The organism is Pseudomonas sp. LB3P93, from assembly GCF_054898025.1.
This window is the reverse complement of sequence record NZ_CM142713.1, coordinates 4,787,209-4,807,655: the sequence shown is the minus strand read 5'-3', so window position 1 is coordinate 4,807,655 and position 20,447 is coordinate 4,787,209. Positions and strand designations below refer to the sequence as shown.

The 20,447-nt window shown below is 60.5% G+C and carries 21 protein-coding genes; 17 read left to right on the top strand and 4 right to left on the bottom strand.

Annotation, left to right across the window (positions count from 1 at the left end; all coding sequences use genetic code 11):
* Positions 1-21: 21 nt before the first annotated feature.
* The gene (locus ACYZT8_RS21815; protein WP_461975848.1) at positions 22-648 is read right to left on the bottom strand and encodes an alanyl-tRNA editing protein; all 627 of its coding nucleotides are present in this window, start codon (positions 646-648) and stop codon (positions 22-24) included.
* Positions 649-738: 90 nt separating this feature from the next.
* Here ACYZT8_RS21815 and ACYZT8_RS21810 point away from each other — a divergent pair, with 90 nt between their 5' ends.
* Positions 739-1,737, top strand: a complete 999-nt coding sequence (locus tag ACYZT8_RS21810) for a LysR family transcriptional regulator (RefSeq protein ID WP_461975846.1) — start codon at positions 739-741, stop codon at positions 1,735-1,737.
* Positions 1,738-1,812: 75 nt separating this feature from the next.
* On the opposite strand, the gene ACYZT8_RS21805 is transcribed toward ACYZT8_RS21810, so the two are convergent.
* Positions 1,813-2,220: a PA2817 family protein gene (locus ACYZT8_RS21805; protein ID WP_027924016.1), complete on the bottom strand. Its 408-nt coding sequence runs from the start codon at positions 2,218-2,220 to the stop codon at positions 1,813-1,815.
* 65 nt (positions 2,221-2,285) lie between these two features.
* Positions 2,286-4,733: an acyl-CoA dehydrogenase gene (locus ACYZT8_RS21800; protein WP_461975843.1), complete on the bottom strand. Its 2,448-nt coding sequence runs from the start codon at positions 4,731-4,733 to the stop codon at positions 2,286-2,288.
* A gap of 248 nt (positions 4,734-4,981) precedes the next feature.
* Between ACYZT8_RS21800 and ACYZT8_RS21795 the strand changes: the two genes are divergently transcribed.
* The 4 genes from ACYZT8_RS21795 (at position 4,982) to ACYZT8_RS21780 (ending at position 8,150) form a co-directional block, all read left to right on the top strand.
* A complete protein-coding gene (locus tag ACYZT8_RS21795; protein ID WP_461975841.1) occupies positions 4,982-5,641 on the top strand; it encodes a transglutaminase-like domain-containing protein in 660 nt (219 codons plus the stop codon).
* A gap of 43 nt (positions 5,642-5,684) precedes the next feature.
* Positions 5,685-6,308, top strand: a complete 624-nt coding sequence (locus ACYZT8_RS21790; protein WP_461975839.1) for a glutathione S-transferase family protein — start codon at positions 5,685-5,687, stop codon at positions 6,306-6,308.
* Between the two features lie 133 nt (positions 6,309-6,441).
* Positions 6,442-7,374 (top strand): ABC transporter ATP-binding protein, encoded by a 933-nt coding sequence (locus tag ACYZT8_RS21785; protein ID WP_461975837.1) that lies wholly within the window; start codon positions 6,442-6,444, stop codon positions 7,372-7,374.
* Positions 7,371-8,150: an ABC transporter permease gene (locus ACYZT8_RS21780; protein WP_461975835.1), complete on the top strand. Its 780-nt coding sequence runs from the start codon at positions 7,371-7,373 to the stop codon at positions 8,148-8,150. Before ACYZT8_RS21785 ends, ACYZT8_RS21780 begins: the two co-directional genes overlap by 4 nt.
* Before the next feature lie 169 nt (positions 8,151-8,319).
* On the opposite strand, the gene ACYZT8_RS21775 is transcribed toward ACYZT8_RS21780, so the two are convergent.
* Positions 8,320-8,838 carry a DUF2062 domain-containing protein gene (locus tag ACYZT8_RS21775; RefSeq protein ID WP_461975833.1) on the bottom strand — a complete coding sequence of 173 codons (519 nt, stop codon included), beginning with the start codon at positions 8,836-8,838 and terminating at the stop codon, positions 8,320-8,322.
* A 135-nt stretch (positions 8,839-8,973) separates the two neighbouring features.
* Here ACYZT8_RS21775 and ACYZT8_RS21770 point away from each other — a divergent pair, with 135 nt between their 5' ends.
* The 12 genes from ACYZT8_RS21770 (at position 8,974) to ACYZT8_RS21715 (ending at position 20,436) form a co-directional block, all read left to right on the top strand.
* Positions 8,974-11,208 (top strand): DNA internalization-related competence protein ComEC/Rec2, encoded by a 2,235-nt coding sequence (locus ACYZT8_RS21770; protein WP_461975831.1) that lies wholly within the window; start codon positions 8,974-8,976, stop codon positions 11,206-11,208.
* Between the two features lie 98 nt (positions 11,209-11,306).
* Complete coding sequence (locus ACYZT8_RS21765) at positions 11,307-11,942, top strand: MotA/TolQ/ExbB proton channel family protein (RefSeq protein WP_162556235.1); 636 nt, start codon at positions 11,307-11,309, stop codon at positions 11,940-11,942.
* The gene (locus ACYZT8_RS21760) at positions 11,939-12,370 is read left to right on the top strand and encodes an ExbD/TolR family protein (RefSeq protein WP_461975829.1); all 432 of its coding nucleotides are present in this window, start codon (positions 11,939-11,941) and stop codon (positions 12,368-12,370) included. The genes ACYZT8_RS21765 and ACYZT8_RS21760 overlap by 4 nt, the downstream gene beginning before the upstream one ends.
* On the top strand, positions 12,370-13,380 hold the full coding sequence (lpxK, locus tag ACYZT8_RS21755) for a tetraacyldisaccharide 4'-kinase (RefSeq protein WP_461975827.1): 1,011 nt from the start codon (positions 12,370-12,372) through the stop codon (positions 13,378-13,380). Before ACYZT8_RS21760 ends, lpxK begins: the two co-directional genes overlap by 1 nt.
* Before the next feature lie 25 nt (positions 13,381-13,405).
* Complete coding sequence (locus ACYZT8_RS21750) at positions 13,406-13,591, top strand: Trm112 family protein (RefSeq protein ID WP_010461887.1); 186 nt, start codon at positions 13,406-13,408, stop codon at positions 13,589-13,591.
* Positions 13,588-14,352: a 3-deoxy-manno-octulosonate cytidylyltransferase gene (kdsB, locus tag ACYZT8_RS21745; RefSeq protein WP_461975825.1), complete on the top strand. Its 765-nt coding sequence runs from the start codon at positions 13,588-13,590 to the stop codon at positions 14,350-14,352. The genes ACYZT8_RS21750 and kdsB overlap by 4 nt, the downstream gene beginning before the upstream one ends.
* On the top strand, positions 14,352-14,816 hold the full coding sequence (locus ACYZT8_RS21740; RefSeq protein ID WP_461955190.1) for a low molecular weight protein-tyrosine-phosphatase: 465 nt from the start codon (positions 14,352-14,354) through the stop codon (positions 14,814-14,816). The genes kdsB and ACYZT8_RS21740 overlap by 1 nt, the downstream gene beginning before the upstream one ends.
* Positions 14,813-15,832 (top strand): UDP-N-acetylmuramate dehydrogenase, encoded by a 1,020-nt coding sequence (gene murB, locus ACYZT8_RS21735; protein ID WP_461975823.1) that lies wholly within the window; start codon positions 14,813-14,815, stop codon positions 15,830-15,832. The genes ACYZT8_RS21740 and murB overlap by 4 nt, the downstream gene beginning before the upstream one ends.
* Positions 15,833-16,077: 245 nt before the next feature.
* The gene (locus tag ACYZT8_RS21730; protein ID WP_008152370.1) at positions 16,078-16,548 is read left to right on the top strand and encodes a (2Fe-2S)-binding protein; all 471 of its coding nucleotides are present in this window, start codon (positions 16,078-16,080) and stop codon (positions 16,546-16,548) included.
* Positions 16,545-18,866, top strand: a complete 2,322-nt coding sequence (locus ACYZT8_RS21725; protein ID WP_461975821.1) for a xanthine dehydrogenase family protein molybdopterin-binding subunit — start codon at positions 16,545-16,547, stop codon at positions 18,864-18,866. Before ACYZT8_RS21730 ends, ACYZT8_RS21725 begins: the two co-directional genes overlap by 4 nt.
* Entirely contained in the window at positions 18,866-19,849 is a 984-nt protein-coding gene (locus ACYZT8_RS21720) for an XdhC family protein (RefSeq protein ID WP_461975819.1), read from the top strand. Before ACYZT8_RS21725 ends, ACYZT8_RS21720 begins: the two co-directional genes overlap by 1 nt.
* Positions 19,846-20,436, top strand: coding sequence for a nucleotidyltransferase family protein (locus ACYZT8_RS21715; protein ID WP_461975817.1), 591 nt, complete (start codon positions 19,846-19,848; stop codon positions 20,434-20,436). The genes ACYZT8_RS21720 and ACYZT8_RS21715 overlap by 4 nt, the downstream gene beginning before the upstream one ends.
* Positions 20,437-20,447: the final 11 nt, after the last annotated feature.

Below are 20,447 nucleotides of genomic sequence, written 5' to 3'. Positions count from 1 at the left end.
GGGACGGCATCGCCCAAAAGCTCAATCCACGCTGTAGTGGACTGACAGCGTTCCCTTTTTCAGTGAAAGGGAAGCGATCGTGACCGTGCCCAAATCCTTCAGGCTACGTACATGGGTGCCGCCGCAGCCGTAGGCGGGCAGTTCACCGAAACCGATTTCCCGGGCGCCTTCGCGCATCGACGTCAGGCGTGGCAGGTCATGGTCAACCCATTGCTCGATCCCCTGCTGAAGGATCTCGGCATCCACCTCTTTTGCCGACTCCAGGGGTTTGAATTGCACGCGTCCTTCGCCCGGCCAGTGATGAGCCTTGATCGGCATCCAGCCCAGCGCCTGGACAAAGTGGCCGATCAGGTGGCCGGCCGAATGCATGCGCGAATTGAACTGACGGCGTTGCTCGTCAATACGAATCTGGGTCATGCCCGGTTTCACCGGGCGGTCGACGAAGTGAATGATCCGGTCCGGGTCCTGGATCACGCGCAGCACCTGGCTTTCGCCGATCCAGCCGGTATCGCAAGGCTGACCGCCACCTTGGGGGTGAAACAATGTGGCGCGCAGCACCACTGCAAATTCGTTCTCCTGGGGCGTGCAATCCAGGACTTCCACATTGGCCTTGAGGTCATCACTATGGAAAAAGAGGCGAAGCGTCATATTCCATGTCCTCATTAAAGTTTCTTTTTTTATTATATGAAGCGTGGAATTGCGTGATAATCCGTTCAAACATCAAAGGACTGTTGCGCTGTGAGCATAAATCTCCCACTTCCACTGCTGGGTGAAATGGCGATTTTCGTCAAGGTTGTCGAGACCGGCAGCTTTTCCGAAGCGGCTCGCCAATTGGGTTCTTCACCCTCGGCGGTGAGTCGCAGCATTTCACGTCTGGAAAAAGCGCTGGCCACGCGTTTGCTACAGCGAACCACGCGCAAACTGCGCTTGAGTGACGGTGGCGAAGAGGTGTTCAAGCGCTGCCAGGAAATGGTCAGTGCAGCCAAGTCAGTGATGGAAATCAGCGGGCAGTTCACCCATGAAGCAGAAGGTCTGGTGCGGGTCAGCGTCCCCAAGGCGGTCGGTCGATTTGTGATTCACCCGCATATGCCGGAATTTCTGCGCCGTTATCCCAAAGTCGATGTGGAGTTGTTGCTTGAGGATCGGCAGGTGGATCTGATCGACGACAACGTTGATCTGGCGATTCGCATTACCGATCGCCCCCCCGCTGGATTGGTCGGGCGGCAGTTGCTGACCATCGACCATTTGCTCTGCGCAACACCGCAGTACCTGGCCGAACATGGCACGCCGACGCATCCCCATGACTTGCTCAACCATAGTTGTATTTACCTGGGGGAAACCCCGAGCGATGCGCGGTGGAAATTCAAGAGAGGCACCAAGGCTGTGACGGTCGGCGTACGCGGGCGGTACGCGGCGAATCACACGGGCGTGCGACTGGGGGCGGTGTTGCAGCACATCGGGATTGGCAGTCTGCCGTACTTCACTGCGCGTTATGCGCTGGAGCAGGGGCTGATTGTGCAAGTGCTGCCGGACTGGACCTTTCTCGCTTCCTACCATGGTGGCGCCTGGTTGCTGCATTCGCCAACGCGGTATTTGCCGCCGAAGTTGCGGGTGTTTATCGATTATCTGGTGGAGTGTCTGGAGAAGGAGCCGACGTTGGGCAAGCCGGGGAAGCCAAGTGCACTGGGCAGGGGGGCGACGGAGTATGAGTTGCCTGAGAGTGATGGGTTGCTCTGACTGACGCCGCATCAGTGGGGAATGCCACAAAAAAAGGCCCGCATGATTAATCATGCGGGCCTTTTACATTTCTGATCAGTGCTTGCTGTCGTCGTTCGACATCGCCAGCAACTGTTTTTCCTGATTCCAGTCGAAAGGTTCGTCGTTCTGCTCGGCTTCGAAACGACGCTCTTCCAGTGCCTGGTACAAATCGATTTCATCATCGGGCATGTAATGCAGGCAGTCACCGGCGAAGTACCACAGTAGGTCGCGCGGGACCAGGTGTGCGATTTGCGGATAGCGGGTGATTACCTGGCACAGAATGTCCTGGCCCAGGTACTGGCTTTCGATCGGGTCGACCGGCAACAAGGCACGCAGTTCGTCAAAGCGCTCCAGGAACAAGGCATGGCTTTCTTCGGGAACCTGTTCGGCCTCACCTACGGCGACCAGGATGCTGCGCAGGTGGTCGAGCAAGACAAGATGATCGGCAACGACGTTGGACACGAGATAAGTCCTCAAGAGCAAAACGGGCGCGGGAGTATAAAGCCCCCACGCCCCTTTTTACAGGATCAGCGGACCTTTCCGTCGGCCAGCGCCAACTCCTCTTTGTCGAAATCATCGACATCGATCACCTTGCGCCGCGCCGTTTCTGCTTCACGCAAGGTCTGCGCTTCCACCGGCTGCAACACCCCGGCCTCCAGCGCTGCATCGATGACGTGTTCACCGGCAGTCGGTTTGACCTGCCCGTTTTTGAGCGCCACGTGCAGTTTTTTCTGCAATGGCTGCGCCGCGTTCAACAGGTTGCAGGCATGTTGCAAGGCCCCGACCGCGTCGTCTGCCGATTGCGGACGATAGCAACCGCCAAGCAGTTCTTCGAGGGTTGGATCGCCCTTGGCCCGGCCAATCACCGCCGCAACTTCGGCGCCGAGTTTGTCCGATGGCCCTTTGTGACGACGGCCGAACGGGAACACGATCACCCGCAACAGGCAACCCAGCACCTTGTTCGGGAAGTTGCTCAGCAGTTCATCCAGCGCACGTTCCGACTGGCCAAGGCTTTCTTCCATGGCCCAGGTAAACAGCGGCGCCATGTGCTCCGGCGAATCGAGGTCGTGGTAACGCTTGAGCGCGGCGGAGGCGAGGTACATGTTGCTGAGCACATCACCGAGACGCGCCGACAGACGCTCGCGACGTTTCAGTTCACCACCCAGCAGCATCATGCTCAGGTCGGCGAGCATGGCGAACGCGGCGGCCTGACGATTGAGTGCGCGGAAATAACTCTGGCTGAGCTTGTTACCGGGCGCGTGTTCGAAATGTCCGAAGCCGAGGTTCAGCACCAGCGTGCTGGCGGCGTTGCTCACGGCGAAACCGATGTGCTTGAGCAGCAGGCCATCGAACTCGGTGAGTGCCTGATCCTTGTCTTCACGACCGGCGAGGGCCATTTCTTTCAACACGAACGGATGGCAGCGAATGGCGCCCTGGCCGAAGATCATCAGGTTGCGCGAGAGAATGTTCGCACCTTCCACGGTGATGAAGATGGGTGCGCCATTCCAGCTGCGACCGAGGTAGTTGTTCGGCCCCATGATGATCGCCTTGCCGCCGTGTACGTCCATGGCGTGGCTGATGCACTCGCGGCCGCGTTCGGTGAGGTGGTACTTGAGAATCGCCGACAGCACCGACGGTTTCTCGCCAAGGTCCACCGCGTTGGCGGTCAACATTCGGGCGGCGTCCATCATCCAGGCGTTGCCACCGATGCGTGCCATGGCTTCCTGAATACCTTCGAATGCCGACAGTGGCACGTTGAATTGCTCACGCACCTGCGCGTACTGGCCGGTGACCAGGCTGGTGAACTTGGCCGCGCCGGTGCCGACCGCAGGCAGGGAGATCGAACGCCCGACCGACAGGCAGTTCATCAGCATCATCCAGCCTTTGCCGAGCATGTCCTGACCACCGATGAGGAAGTCCAGCGGCACGAATACGTCCTTGCCGGAGTTCGGGCCATTCATGAAGGCGGCGCCCAGCGGCAGGTGACGACGGCCGATTTCAACACCGGCGGTGTCTGTCGGGATCAGCGCCAGGCTGATGCCCAGGTCTTCCTTGTCACCCAGCAAATGGTCCGGGTCATAGGCCTTGAAGGCCAGGCCGAGGAGGGTGGCCACCGGGCCCAGCGTGATGTAACGCTTTTCCCAGTTGAGGCGCAGACCGAGGGTTTCCTTGCCTTCCCATTCACCTTTGCAGATGACCCCGGTGTCGGGCATGGCGCCGGCGTCGGAACCGGCCAGTGGACCAGTCAGTGCGAAGCACGGGATGTCGTCACCACGGGCCAGCCTTGGCAGGTAATGGTTGCGTTGTTCGTCGGTGCCGTAATGCAGCAGCAGTTCGGCGGGGCCCAGCGAGTTAGGGACCATCACGGTGGACGCGAGGTCGCCGCTGCGGGTCGCCAGTTTCATCGCGACTTGGGAGTGGGCATAGGCCGAGAAGCCCTTGCCGCCGAACTCCTTGGGAATGATCAGCGCAAAGAAGCCGTTTTCCTTGATATGAGTCCAGGCTTCGGGAGGCAAGTCCATGTCTTGCCCGATCTGCCAGTCGGTGACCATGGCGCAGAGTTCTTCAGTCGGGCCGTCGATAAAGGCCTGTTCCTCTTCACTCAGCTGCGCTTTTGGATAAGAAAGCAGCTTGTTCCAGTCCGGGCGACCACTGAACAGTTCACCGTCCCACCACACGGTCCCGGCATCGATCGCATCGCGTTCGGTCTGCGACATCGGCGGCAGGGTTTTCTGGAACCAGCTGAACAGCGGCGCGCTGAAGAATTTACGGCGCAGGTCAGGCAGCAACAATGGCGCCGCCACCGCGGCGATCAACACCCATAAAACCAGCAGCAGCCAGCCTGGAGCGTGGCTGAAGGCACCCATCGCGACGATATAGACAGCGACGATGCACAAGGCGGGCAGGGGAGCGATACGACGGTGGGCTAAAAAAGCTATCCCGACAACCAGAACCAGTATCCACAACAGCAGCATATTTAATCCTCCGTGAACCAGGGCAAAACCAACCTTCAGAGCTTAGACGGCATCCGCAAAACAGGGTGGTCGGAGCGAGGTGATTGAATTCGTGGGAAACCATCGATGAGTTTTGTAGGTTGGGTTGGCAACACGCCCGGGAAATCGTTCGTTTCCTACGCGGCTATGCGCCCATGTTTGGCCGAAACGTCGTTATCTCTGTGCTGAAGGTGTCGCTAGACTCGTGGCTTCCCCAGGAGATTGTTCTCATGCACGAGTATCTGAGTCCCGGCCGCTTCATCGATAGTGACCACCCCTCGGTGGTGGAGTTCGCCGAAAAACATCGTGGTGCCAGTCGCGATCCGCTTGAGCAGGCGATCAACCTCTATTACGCGGTGCGCGAAGCCGTGCGCTACAACCCCTACACGTTCAGTCGCGACCCGCAGACCTTGCGTGGCAGTTATGCACTGGCAACCGGGGAAAGTTATTGCGTACCCAAGGCCACGCTCCTGGCCGGCGCCGCGCGACATTGCGGGATCCCGGCCCGCATCGGTCTGGCGGACGTGCGCAATCACCTGTCGACACCGCGTTTGCTCGAGTTGCTCAAGAGCGATGTATTCGCCATGCACGGCTATACGGAACTGTATCTGAACGGTCGCTGGGTCAAAGCCACGCCGGCCTTCAATCAAAAACTCTGCGAACTGTTCAACGTGGCGCCGCTGGAGTTCGACGGCATCAACGACAGTGTTTTTCATCCCTTCAACCGCGACGGCAAGCAGCTGATGGAGTACCTGGTCGATCACGGCCAGTTCACCGACGTGCCCGAAACGTTCTTTTTCGAGCACCTGGAAAAGTGCTATCCGCATCTGTTCAGCGATAAATTGCCTGCACAGTTGGGGGATATGCAGAGTGATTTGAGCCGCGCCTGATCCGGCGTATGCTGCCTGCGCATTCATCCATAAAGAGGCGGTCATGCTGAAGATCTGGGGTCGGAAAAATTCGTCGAATGTCAGAAAGCCGTTGTGGGCCGCCGAAGAACTGGGCCTGGCTTATGAGGCCATTGATGCGGGCGGCGCCTTTGGTGTCGTAGATACGCCGCAGTACCGTGCGATGAATCCCAATGGCCGTGTGCCGGTGATCGAAGACGACGGCTTCGTGCTCTGGGAATCGAACGCCATCGTGCGTTACCTGATGGCCAGTCACGCCGATAACACTGCTTGGTATCCGGCGGATATAAAGGCCCGCGCGACGGCTGACAAGTGGATGGACTGGACCACCTCAAGTTTTGCCGGTCCGTTCCGCACCGTGTTCTGGGGCGTGTTGCGTACCCCCGAAGACAAACAGGACTGGCCCGCCATCAAGGCCGCGATCAAGGAATGCGATGACCTGCTGGCGATGGCCAACGAGGCGTTGGCGGCCAAGCCGTATCTGTCCGGCGACGAAATCGGCATGGGCGACATCCCCCTCGGCAGTTTCATTTATGCCTGGTTCGAGATGCCGATCGAGCGCGCAAAGCAGCCGCATCTCGAAGCCTGGTACGCACGACTGAAACAGCGTCCGGCGTATAAAAAAGCCGTTATGACCGCGTTGACTTAATACTCACTATCGACACACTTGACTGTACTTGTGTGGCAGCGACAAGCACCATTGCGCTCACGCGCCGCGGTTGCATTGATCGCCGCCCGCCCTTAGTTATCCCTTTCTTCCCTTCTTGGTGCGTAAATCCGATATGAGTTCCGCTCTGTCCATCCGGCAGCTAACCAAAACCTACGGCAACGGTTTCCAGGCCCTGAGTGGTATCGATCTGGACGTCGCCGAAGGTGACTTTTTCGCCTTGCTCGGCCCTAACGGTGCCGGCAAATCCACGACCATCGGCATTCTCTCGACCCTGGTGAACAAGACCAGCGGCACCGTGAATATCTTCGGTCACGACCTGGACAAAAATCCTGCGCAGCTCAAGCGCTCCATCGGCGTGGTGCCCCAGGAATTCAACTTCAACCAGTTCGAAAAAACCTTCGACATCGTCGTGACCCAGGCCGGTTACTACGGCATCCCGCCGAAGATCGCCAAGGAACGCGCCGAGCAGTATCTGACCCAGCTCGGCCTCTGGGACAAGCGCGATGTGCCGTCCCGTTCGTTGTCCGGCGGCATGAAGCGTCGCCTGATGATCGCCCGCGCACTGGTCCACGAACCACGCCTGCTGATCCTCGATGAACCGACGGCGGGTGTGGACATCGAACTGCGTCGCTCGATGTGGAGCTTCCTCACCGAGCTGAACCAGAAAGGCATCACCATCATCCTCACCACCCACTACCTGGAAGAGGCTGAGCAGTTGTGCCGCAATATCGGCATCATCGACCACGGCACCATTGTCGAGAACACCAGCATGAAACAGCTGCTCGGCCAGCTGCATGTGGAAACCTTCCTGCTCGACCTCAAGAACACGCTGAACGTCGCGCCGCAGTTGCTCGGTTATCCGACCAAGCTGCTCGACAGCCACACCCTTGAAGTTCAGGTCGACAAGGCCATGGGCATCACCGCGCTGTTCACTCAATTGGCGCAGCAGAACATCGAAGTGCTGAGCCTGCGCAACAAAACCAATCGCCTTGAGGAGTTGTTCGTGTCCCTGGTGGAGAAGAATCTGTCGAAGGTGGCGGTATGAGTTCCGAGCTGCAACCCAACCTCGTTGCCCTCAACACCATCGTTTACCGTGAGGTGAAGCGCTTTACCCGGATCTGGCCGCAGACCCTGCTGCCGCCGGCCATCACCATGGTTCTGTACTTCGTGATCTTCGGCAACCTGATCGGCAAGCAAATTGGTGGCATGGGTGGCTTCACCTACATGGAGTACATCGTGCCGGGGTTGATCATGATGTCGGTGATTACCAACTCTTACGGCAACGTGGTCTCAAGTTTCTTCGGCAGCAAGTTCCAGCGCTCGATCGAGGAATTGATGGTCTCGCCGGTTTCGCCACATACGATTCTGATCGGCTACACCTTGGGAGGTGTGCTGCGCGGGTTGATGGTCGGGGTCATCGTGACGCTGCTGTCGCTGTTCTTCACCGATTTGCAGGTGCATCACCTGGGCGTGACCATTCTGGTGGTGGTGCTGACGGCGACGATCTTCTCTCTGCTGGGTTTCATCAACGCCGTGTTTGCACGCAACTTCGATGACATCTCGATCATCCCGACCTTCGTGCTGACACCGCTGACGTACCTGGGCGGGGTGTTCTACTCGATCAGCTTGCTGCCGCCGTTCTGGCAGACCGTGTCCCTGGCGAACCCGGTGCTGCACATGGTCAACGCCTTCCGTTACGGCATTCTTGGCGTTTCGGACATCAGGATCAGCGTGGCGATCACCTTCATGCTGGTGGCGACGGTTGTGTTGTACGTCGGCTGCGCACGGTTGCTGGTGAGTGGGCGCGGGATGCGTACTTAAGAAAGACCTAGTCGACTTCATCGCGGGCAAGCCCGCTCCCACAGGGATCTGTGTCGATCACAAATGATGTGGGCAACAGCAATCCAATGTGGGAGCGGGCTTGCCCGCGATGGCGTCAGTCCAGACACAACAAAAAAAACGGCCTCCATAATTGGAGGCCGTTTTGCATCTACTGCATCCGGCGTTGCTTACGCCGCTTCCACTGCCGGCTCACCCACCAGCGCCAATACATCATCACCAGGCAATAGGCGAGGGCGCCCAGCACCAGCCCCGTCACCACTGAACCCAACAAAAACGGTTGCCACAAAGTGGACAGCTCGCCGCTGATCCATTCCCAGGTCAACTCGTCCGGCAAATGCCTGGCCGGCACATCCATCAGCCACGCTCCCGTCTGATAAGTGCAGAAGAACACGGCAGGCATGGTGATCGGGTTGGTCAGCCAGACCAGGCTGACGGCAATGGGCATGTTGCCGCGCACCACGATCGCAAGGACGGCCGCGACCAGCATCTGCAACGGAATGGGCAGGAATGCCGCGAACAGACCCACCGCCATGGCCCGTGCGACCGAGTGACGGTTGAGGTGCCAGAGGTTCGGGTCATGCAGCAGGGTGCCGAGAAAGCGTAAGGATTTGTGTTCCCTGATGCTGGTCGGGTCTGGCATGTAACGTTTGAATAAGCGCCGGGGCATAAGGCTTCTCGGTCGGTTAAGGCGGCAAGTATGTCTGGATTCTATGAACCGCCCATTCAGACTTTGTGACAATTAATAACCGTGTGCGTGCGGTCGGCCAGCTATGCCTAGGGGGGGACTCTCAAGGACGGGCGTATGCGCACAGGGATGATGGCGCTGGCGTTGGGTCTGCTAGCCCTGCGTTTTTTACCGGTTTTACCGCCGGTCTGGTTATGGATGTTGCTGCCGGTTGTCGGTTTGATGTTGTTGCCGTTTCGGACTTACCCGTTGGCGTTTTTCCTGTTCGGCTTCAGTTGGGCGTGCGCGAGTGCGCAGTGGTCGCTGGATGATCGCCTGCCACTGAGGCTCGATGGCGAGACTCGTTGGGTCGAAGGTCGGGTGACGGGGCTGCCGCAGAATGCCGAAGGTGTGGTGCGCTTCGAGCTGACGGACAGTCAGTCCCGAAGCACCCGGCTGCCCCGACATCTGCGTCTGGCCTGGTATGACGGACCGCCCGTCAACAGTGGCGAACGCTGGCGACTGGCGGTCAAATTGAAACGTCCTGCCGGGCTGCTCAATCCGCATGCCTTCGACTACGACGCCTGGCTGCTGGCCCAACGAATTGGTGCGACCGGGACGGTCAAGGATGCCCAGCGGCTTGCCGCCGCTCAATGGGCCTGGCGCGACAGCATTCGCCAACGGTTGCAGGCAGTAGATGCCCAAGGCCGGACGGGGGCGCTGACGGCCTTGGTATTGGGTGACGGCGCTGGGCTGAGTCGCGAGGATTGGCAGGTACTGCAAGACACTGGCACCGTGCATCTGCTGGTGATTTCCGGGCAGCACATCGGGCTGCTGGCGGGGCTGGTGTATCTGCTGATCGCCGGGCTGGCCCGCTATGGTTTGTGGCCAAGCCGTTTGCCCTGGCTGCCATGGGCCTGCGGACTGGCGTTTGCTGCGGCGCTGGGTTACGGACTGCTGGCCGGTTTTGAGGTGCCGGTGCGGCGGGCCTGCGTGATGATCGGCCTGGTGCTGTTGTGGCGACTGCGATTTCGTCAACTCGGTGCCTGGTGGCCGCTGTTGCTGGCGCTCAACGGCGTTTTACTGTTCGATCCGCTGGCGAGCCTGCAGCCGGGGTTCTGGTTGTCCTTCGCGGCGGTGGCGGTGCTGATTTTCACTTTCGGGGGACGGCTGGGCCCTTGGCGCTGGTGGCAAACCTGGACCCGTGCGCAATGGCTGATCGCAATCGGTTTGTGCCCATTGCTGTTGATACTTGGGTTGCCGATCAGCGTCAGCGGGCCGGTGGCCAATCTGCTGGCGGTGCCCTGGGTCAGTCTGGTGGTCTTGCCACCAGCCTTGCTCGGGACATTGTTGTTGCCCGTCCCTTATGTGGGTGAGGGATTGCTGTGGTTGGCGGGCGGGCTGGTCGACCTGTTGTTCAAGGGGCTGGCATTAATGGCCGGACAATTGCCCGCCTGGGTGCCGGTCGCGGTGCCGTTGTGGATTTGGGCGCTCGGCATGCTGGGCGCCTTTCTTCTATTACTACCTAAAGGCGTGCCATTGCGCCCGTTAGGTTGGCCGCTGCTGCTGTTGCTGGCCTTTCCACCGCGCCCACTGCTTCCCGAAGGCATCGCCGAAGTCTGGCAACTGGATGTCGGCCAAGGCCTGGCCATCCTCGTGCGCACCCGCCATCACACGTTGTTGTATGACACCGGGCCGCGTTTTGGTGATTTCGACCTCGGCGAGCGGGTGGTGCTGCCGTCATTGCGCAAACTGGGCGTGGCCGGGATCGACCTGATGCTCATCAGCCACGCTGACGCCGATCACGCTGGCGGTGCACGAGCGGTTGCCAATGGATTGTCGGTGACGCGGGTCCTGAGCGGCGATCCCGACGCGCTGCCAGCCGAATTGCGCGCCGAGGGCTGTGAAAGCGACCAGCAATGGACCTGGGACGGTGTGAATTTCCAGCTCTGGCAATGGACATCAGCCCACGACAGCAATCAGAAATCCTGTGTCTTGCAGGTCGAAGCCAATGGCGAGCGACTGCTGTTGACCGGTGACATCGATGCCGCTGCCGAACGGGCACTGCTCGACAGTCCTCTCGCCGTGCCTACCGATTGGCTGCAATCGCCGCACCACGGCAGCCGCAGTTCTTCTTCAATGGCACTGCTCACTGCGTTGCAACCCAGGGCTGTGCTGATTTCCCGTGGCCAGGGCAATTCTTTTGGTCACCCGCATCCCACAGTCATGGCGCGCTACCGAAAGCGCGGGATGGCGATCTACGACAGTGCCGCCCATGGCGCCATTCGTCTGCAACTGGGACGCTTCAAGCCGCCGTGGACAATGCGTCTGGAACGGCGTTTCTGGCGCGATCCTCCACCGGCCGACCCATAACCATGAGTTATGAAACCCCGACCGGATGCGACATCACGGTCTTCGGTGCGTCCAGCCCCTATGTTAGAGTGGCGCACTTTTTCGAGGGGACTGTCACTGTGTGGGAATTGGTCAAATCCGGCGGCTGGATGATGCTGCCGATCATTTTGAGTTCCATCGCGGCCATGGCGATCGTCGCCGAGCGTCTCTGGACCCTGCGAGCCAGCCGTGTGACCCCGGAGCATTTGCTCGGGCAGGTCTGGGTGTGGATCAAGGACAAGCAGCTCAATAAGGAAAAGCTCAAGGAACTGCGCGCCAACTCACCGTTGGGCGAGATCCTGGCGGCGGGCCTGGCCAACTCCAAGCATGGTCGCGAGATCATGAAAGAGTGCATCGAAGAAGCCGCCGCGCGGGTGATTCACGAGCTCGAACGCTACATCAACGCGCTGGGCACCATCGCCGCGATGGCCCCGTTGTTGGGCCTTTTGGGCACGGTGCTGGGCATGATCGATATTTTCAGCGCGTTCATGGGCACGGGCATGGGCACCAATGCCGCGGTGCTGGCGGGCGGTATCTCCAAGGCACTGATTACTACGGCCGCCGGCCTGATGGTCGGTATCCCGGCAGTGTTCTTTCACCGATTCCTGCAACGCCGGATCGATGAGCTGGTGGTGGGCATGGAGCAGGAAGCGATCAAACTGGTCGAAGTGGTGCAGGGCGACCGTGATGTGGACCTGGCCGAGGGCAAAGCGTGAAATTCCGCCGCAAACCGCGGGAAACGGTAGACATCAACCTCGCGTCGCTGATCGACGTGGTGTTCATCCTGCTGCTGTTTTTCGTGGTCACCACTACGTTTACCCGTGAAACCCAGTTGCGCGTCGATCTGCCGGAAGCGGTCAGCGGTTCGCCTGCCGAAGACCAGCAGGTCAAACACCTGGACGTGGCCATCAGTGCCGAAGGCGTGTTCTCGGTGAACAATCAATTGTTGCCGAAGAACGACCTGACCAGCCTGATGGAGGCGTTGCAGAAAGAATCCAATGGCGACACCAACCTGCCGCTGTCCATCAGCGCGGACGGCAAGACCCAGCATCAGTCCGTCGTCACCGCCATGGACGCCGCCGGCAAGCTGGGTTTCAGCCACTTGCGCATGACCACAGTCGAAGCGGCGCCGCCCGCGCCCTGATGGCCATGTCTGATCGCTTGCTCGCCGCGTGGTACCAGGGGCATCCGGCCCTGAAGCTGTTGCAGCCACTCGAGTGGCTGTATCGGCGCGTGGTCATGAACAAGCGCAAGCGCTTTCTGGCGGGTGAGGGCGAGATCTATCAGCCGCCCGTGCCGCTGATCGTGGTCGGCAATATCACCGTCGGCGGTACCGGCAAGACACCGCTGATTCTGTGGATGATCCAGCATTGCCAGCGCAGCGGCCTGCGGGTCGGCGTGGTCAGCCGGGGTTACGGCGCCAAACCGCCGCAATTGCCGTGGCGCGTCGAGGCCGAGCAAAGCGCCGACATTGCCGGCGACGAGCCGCTGTTGATCGTCCAGCGCACCGGCGTACCGTTGATGATCGACCCGGATCGCAGCAGCGCCGTCAAAGCGTTGCTGGCGAGTGAGCCGCTGGACCTGATCCTGTCCGATGACGGTATGCAGCATTACCGTCTGGCGCGAGACCTCGAGCTGGTGCTGATCGACGCCGCCCGAGGCTTGGGCAATAAACGCTGCCTGCCGGCCGGCCCTTTGCGTGAACCGGTCGAGCGCCTGCAAAGCGTCGATGCGGTGCTGTACAACGGCGCCGCCAATGATCGCGAAGGCGGTTTTGCCTTCCAGTTGCAACCTACCGAACTGGTCAACCTGCAAAGCGGTGAACGTCGTCCCCTCGACCATTTTCCCGCAGGCCAGGCGTTACACGCGGTGGCCGGGATCGGCAATCCGCAGCGTTTCTTCACGACCCTCGAAACGCTACACTGGCGGCCAGTGCCGCATGCGTTTGCCGACCACGCCGAGTACAGCGTGCAGGCCTTGAATTTCACACCGTCATTGCCGTTGGTGATGACTGAAAAAGACGCGGTGAAGTGCCGTGCCTTCGCCGCCGCCGATTGGTGGTACCTGGCGGTTGATGCTGCGCCATCGCCGGCCTTCGTGGCCTGGTTCGATACGCAGTTGATGCGCCTGTTGCCGGCTCGTCTTTTGCCTTAACTCCGTTTTTATCCAGGGAATGCTCATGGACACCAAATTGCTCGATATCCTCGCTTGCCCGGTCACCAAAGGCCCGCTCAAGCTCAGCGCCGACAAGACCGAGCTGATCAGCAAGGGCGCCGGCCTGGCTTACCCGATTCGCGACGGCATCCCGGTGATGCTCGAAACCGAAGCCCGCACCCTGACCACCGACGAGCGTCTGGATAAATGACCACAGCCTTTACCGTTGTCATTCCATCGCGTTATGCCTCCACCCGTCTGCCGGGCAAGCCGCTGCTGCTGATCGCCGGCAAGCCGATGATCCAGCACGTCTGGGAACAGGCGAGCAAAAGCAGCGCCGAACGTGTGGTGGTCGCCACTGACGACGCGCGCATCGTTGAGGCGTGCAAGGCGTTCGGTGCCGAAGTGGTGTTGACCCGCGAAGATCACAATTCCGGTACTGATCGTCTGGCTGAAGTCGCCGAGAAGCTGGGCCTGGCCGCCGACGCCATCGTGGTCAACGTCCAGGGTGACGAACCGCTGATCCCGCCGAGCGTGATCGATCAGGTTGCCGCCAACCTGGCCGCCCACACCGAGGCGCGCATGGCCACCCTGGCCGAGCCGATCGAAGACGTGGAAACCCTGTTCAATCCTAATGTGGTCAAGGTCGTCAGCGACCTCAATGGCCTGGCGCTGACCTTTAGTCGCGCCACATTGCCGTGGGCCCGGGACGCGTTCGCCAAAAGCCGCGAACAACTGCCGGAAGGCGTGCCGTATCGTCGCCACATCGGCATTTATGCCTACCGCGCCGGTTTCCTGCATGACTTCGTCAGCTGGGGCCCGTGCTGGCTGGAAAACACCGAGTCCCTGGAGCAGCTGCGTGCCCTGTGGCACGGCGTGCGGATTCACGTCGCCGACGCGCTGATCGCGCCGCCGACCGGTGTCGACACCGTCGAAGACCTCGAGCGCGTTCGTCGCCTGCTGGAGGCCTGATGCGCGTTCTGTTCGTGTGCCTGGGCAACATCTGCCGTTCTCCGACGGCCGAAGGTGTGCTGCGGCATAAATTGCGTGAAGCGGGGCTGGCCGATCACATCGAAGTCGCCTCCGCTGGTACCGGTGACTGGCATGTCGGCAAGGCACCGGACAAACGCAGCCAGGCCGCCGCCAGACTGCGCGGTTATGACCTGTCCGCCCAACGCGCTCAGCAAGTGACCCGCGCCGATTTCGCCACCTACGACCTGATTCTGGCGATGGACAACAGCAACCTGCGCAACCTCAAGGCCTTGCAACCGGCCAAGGGCAAGGCCGAACTGGACCTGTTCCTGCGTCGCTACGATTCGGAAATCGATGAAGTGCCGGATCCGTATTACGACGGCGATCAGGGTTTCGAGCAGGTGCTTGACCTGATCGAGCGCGCCAGTGATCGGCTGGTGATCGAACTGAAGGGGCGGTTATGAGTTTGCAGGTTCAACCCCAGGTTTCGCTCAAGCCGTTCAATACGTTTGGTGTCGACGTCCAGGCCCGGTTGTTCGCCGAAGCCCGCAGCGATGCCGATGTGCGTGAAGCCCTGGCGTATGCTTCGGCCCATGACGTGCCGTTGCTGGTGATCGGTGGCGGCAGCAACTTGCTGTTGACCGCAGATATCCAGGCGCTGGTGCTGCGCATGGCCACCCGCGGGATTCGGATCCTCAGCGATGACGGCAACAAGGTCGTGATCGAAGCCGAGGCCGGCGAGCCTTGGCATCCATTCGTGCAAGACACACTGGCGCAGGGTTTGTCGGGGCTGGAGAACCTCAGCCTGATCCCCGGCACGGTCGGTGCGGCGCCGATGCAGAACATCGGCGCCTACGGCGTCGAGATCAAAGACGTGTTCGCCGGCCTGACCGCGCTGGATCGACAGACCGGCGAGCTGCGCGACTTCACGTTGGCACAGTGCAACTTCGCTTATCGCGACAGCCTGTTCAAACAGGAACCGGGGCGCTGGTTGATCCTGCGCGTGCGTTTCAACCTGGACCGCGCCGCGCACCTGCACCTGGAATACGGTCCGGTTCGTCAGCGCCTGACCGAGCAAGGCATCGATCATCCGACCGCCACCGATGTCAGCGAGGCGATCTGCAGCATTCGTAACGAAAAACTCCCGGACCCGGCCGTGCTCGGCAATGCCGGCAGTTTTTTCAAGAACCCTCTGGTGCCGGCGGCGCTGGTCGCACAGTTGAAAAGCCAATACCCGGACCTGGTGGCCTACGCGCAACCCGATGGACAGATGAAACTGGCGGCAGGCTGGTTGATCGAGCGGGCTGGCTGGAAAGGTTTTCGTGATGGCGATGCTGGCGTGCATAAGTTGCAGGCGCTGGTGCTGGTCAACTACGGCACTGCCAGCGGCTTCCAATTGCTGAGCCTCGCGCAACGCATCCAAAAAGACATTTCCGAACGTTTCAAGGTCGACCTGGAAATGGAGCCAAATCAGTATTGAAGCTACGCTTTATTAACTGATTTTCAGAGCCCTGCACACCTTCAACTGTGCAGGGCTTTTTTGTTAATGCTGGGTTAACTTAGCCCCCTAACGATGCAAGCGTTTGCTCCATCAAAGGCCCGATGCAGACGCTATCGTCCGCATAAGAGAGCCTCATTAGCCTGAGCCGATCTGCGTGATGCCAACCGCCATCCCCTGGCGGCAGATTGCTCGACCCCATAACAAACAACTATGCGGGCGTGCCCATGATTACCCTGAAGCTCAATGGTCAAGACCATCAACTCGACGTCACCGAGGACATGCCGCTGCTCTGGGCCATCCGCGACGTGGCCGGTTACAACGGCACCAAATTCGGCTGCGGCATGGGCCTGTGTGGCGCTTGCACCATTCATATCGAAGGCGCCCCGGCGCGCAGTTGCATTACGCCGATCGGCTCGGTGGTCGGTCAGAACGTCACCACCATCGATAACCTGCACGCCGACCCGGTCGGGCAAGTCGTGCAACAAGCCTGGCTCGACACCGCCGTGGCCCAATGTGGTTTCTGCCAGGGCGGGCAGATCATGTCGGCGACGGCGCTGCTCAAGACCAACCCCAATCCCAGTGACGAACAGATCGAAGAGGCGATGGTCGGCAATATTTGCCGTTGCGGCACCTACAACCGCATCAAGACCGCCATCCGCCAGGCATCCACTCACCTGAAGGAGGCCAAGGCATGAGCCAGTTACCGAATGACTTTGCGCTGAGCAACCTCAGCCGCCGTGGCTTCTTGAAAGGGGTCGGCGCCACCAGTGCGTTGGTGCTGGTGGCCAGTTGGGGCTGGCAAGACGCTTTCGCCGCAGAAAAAGAGAAAAAGTTCGGCGCCGACGGCATGCCCAATGGCTGGATCGATGATCCCAAGGTGTACATCAGCATTGCCGCTGACGGCATGGTGACGGTGGTCTGCAACCGCTCGGAAATGGGCCAGGGTGTGCGCACCAGCCTGACCATGGTGGTGGCTGACGAGTTGGATGCCGATTGGGCAATGATGAAAGTGCAACAGGCGCCGGGCGACGAAGTTCGTTTCGGTAACCAGGACACCGACGGTTCGCGCAGCATGCGTCACTGGTACGAACCGATGCGCCGTTGCGGTGCTGCCGCGCGGACCATGCTGGAACAAGCGGCTGCCGAGCAGTGGAAAGTGCCAGTCAGCGAGTGCCATGCGCAACTGCATAAAGTGGTTCACCAACCGACCGGTCGCGAACTGGGCTACGGTGCGCTGGCCGCCGCTGCGGGTGCGCTGGCAGTGCCGGCGCGCGACAGCCTGCGGCTCAAACAGCCGTCGGAATTTCGCTACATCGGCAAGGAAGGCAGCAAGGCGATCGACGGTGCCGACATCGTCAATGGCCGCGCCATTTACGGGGCCGATGTGCATTTCGACGGCATGCTCTATGCGGTGATTGCGCGTCCGGCGGTCTACGGTGGCAAGGTTAAATCCGTCGACTCCAGTGCCGCAATGAAAGTCCCGGGCGTGCTCAAAGTCATTCAGATCGAAGGCCGTCCGCTGCCGTCCGAGTTCCAGCCATTGGGTGGCGTGGCCGTGGTGGCCAGCAACACCTGGGCTGCGATCAAGGGCCGCGAGGCGCTGAAAATCGAGTGGGATGATGGCCCTCATGCCAGTTACGACTCGATCGCCTACCGCAAAGAGCTGGAAGCCTCGTCCCTCAAGCCCGGCAAAGTGGTGCGCAATACCGGCAACATCGACGACGCCATGAAAGGGGCCGACAGCACCCTCGAAGCCTCTTATTACCTGCCGCACCTGACGCAGGCGCCGATGGAGCCGATGGTCGCCATCGCCCGCTTCAAGGACGGTGTGTGTGAGGCCTGGGCGCCGAGTCAGGCGCCACAAGTCAGTCGCGAGCGGATTGGCGAACGCCTTGGCATTCCGTTCGATAAGGTCACCTTCAATGTCACCTTGCTGGGCGGCGGTTTCGGTCGCAAGTCCAAGCCGGACTTCATCATCGAAGCGGCGATCCTCGCCAAGGAATTCCCCGGCAAGGCAGTGCGGGTGCAATGGACCCGTGAAGACGACATCCACTGCTCCTACTTCCACACCGTGTCCGCCGAGTACCTGAAGGCCAGTCTGAACAAGGACGGCCTGCCATCCGGCTGGTTGCACCGCACCGTCGCCCCGAGCATCACCGCACTGTTCGCCCCGGGCATGAACCACGAGGCGGCTTTCGAGTTGGGCATGGGCTTCACCAACATGGCCTATGCGATTCCCAATGTGCGCCTGGAAAACCCGGAAGCGGCGATTCATACGCGGGTCGGTTGGTATCGCTCGGTGTCGAACATTCCCCACGGGTTTGCGATTCAGAGCTTTGTCGATGAATTGGCTCACAAGGCCAAGCAAGATCCGCTCAAGTACCAGATCAAATTGCTCGGCCCGGACCGCCAGATCGATCCGCGTACCTTGAGTGAAGAATGGAACTACGGCGAATCCCCCGAGCGTTACCCTATCGACACCGGGCGGATGCGCACGGTGTTGGAAACCGCTGCCAAAGCCGCCGGTTGGGGGCGTGAAATGCCCAAGGGCCGAGGCCTGGGCCTGGCGGTGCATTACAGCTTCGTCACTTATGTGGCGGCGGTGATCGAGGTCGAAGTCAAAGACGACGGCACGCTGATCGTGCACAAGGCCGACATCGCTGTGGATTGCGGTCCGCAGATCAACCCCGAACGGATTCGCGCTCAATTCGAAGGCGCCTGCGTCATGGGCCTGGGCAATGCGGTGGTCGGGGAAATCAGCTTCAAGGACGGCAAAGTGCAGCAGGACAACTTCCACATGTACGAAGTGGCGCGCATGTCGCTGGCACCGAAGGAAGTGGCGGTGCATCTGGTCACGCCACCGGGCGTTGTGCCGTTGGGCGGTGTCGGCGAGCCGGGCGTACCGCCGATTGCGCCAGCACTGTGTAACGCGATCTTCGCTGCTACCGGCCAGCGAATTCGTAGCTTGCCGGTTCGCTTTCAACTGCAAGGTTGGCAGAAGGCGCAGGCCTGATGGACAGCGCGGATCTGAATGTCCTGCGCAGCGTGCTGGAATGGCGCCGCGCCGGTCAGCGGGTGGTGTTGTACAGCGTGGTCCAGACCTGGGGCACCGCGCCCCGGGCGCCGGGCGCGATGCTGGCGTTGCGTGAAGATGGCGTGGTGATCGGCTCGGTGTCCGGTGGCTGTGTGGAGGATGATTTGATTGCCCGGTTGCACGATGGGCGGATTCCGCCTGACGGGCCGCCGGTGCAGTTGATCACCTACGGCGTCACCCGTGAGGAGGCCGCACGGTTTGGTTTGCCGTGCGGCGGCACGTTGCGCCTGACCGAGGAGCGGGTCGGCGATCCAGAGTGGGTCGCCGAGTTGCTGGCGCGCTGCGAGGCTCATGAAATCGTGGCTCGCTCGCTGGATCTTGCGACCGGCGAAGTGGTTTTGCACGCGGCGAACAAAAGCGACGTGCTGAACTTTGACGGCAACACGCTGCGCGCCATTTACGGTCCGCGTTGGCGGCTATTGCTCATCGGTGCGGGGCAACTGTCCCGGTATGTCGCCGAGATGGCGCGGTTGCTGGATTTCGAAGTGCTGATCTGCGATCCGCGCAGCGAGTTCGTCTACGGTTGGGAAGAGCAGCACGGCCGTTTCGTCTCGGGTATGCCGGATGAAGCGGTGCTGAACATCCAGACCGACGAACGTACGGCGATTGTCGCCTTGACCCACGATCCCCGCCTGGATGACATGGCCTTGTTGACGGCTCTGGATTCCAGGGCTTTTTATGTAGGTGCCCTGGGGTCGCGGGTCAACAGCCGGAAGCGTCGGGAAAACCTCGCTCAGCTAGGCTTGTCGCAACAGGCCATCGAGCGGCTGCACGGCCCGATCGGTTTGCATATCGGCAGCCATAGCCCGGCGGAAATCGCCTTGTCGCTGCTGGCCGAGATTGTGGCGATCAAGAACGGCGTCGAACTGAAGCAGAAGAAGCCGTTGCGGGAGGTTGTATGAGTGAGTCCATCGGCGTCATTGTGCTGGCGGCGGGGCAGGGCAGTCGTTTCAGGCAGGTGGCGGGAGAGGACAAGGACAAGCTGTTGGCGGACTGTGCCGGTCGCGATGGCGCCGTTCGTTCGGTGATCGAACAGGTGCTGGTGAATTTGCCGGCCGGCCTTGGGAAGCGCGTGCTGGTGACCACTGAAGATCGCCCGCAAGTGATGCGCATGGCTCAGGCGTATGGCTTCGAAATTGTGGTGATCGAGTCGACCGGGATGGGCGATAGCATTGCAGCCGGGGTGGAGGTGTGTCCAGAGCTCAGTGGCTGGTTGATTGTGCTGGGGGATATGCCGTTTATTCTGCCGTCGAGTATTGAGCGGGTGGTGGCTGGGATTGCTGAAGATTGCGTCAGTGTGCCAGTGCAGACGGGTGAGTATGGGCATCCGGTGGGCTTCGGTCGCAGTTTTGGGCCGGGGTTGATGGCGTTGTCGGGTGATCATGGGGCCAAGCCGTTGTTTGCGCAGGGCAGGGTGGTTGAAGTGGCGGTGGAGGATGTCGGGGTGTTGTGGGATGTGGATACACCTGAGAGGCTGGTTTTCGCCTGATTTACCGTCAT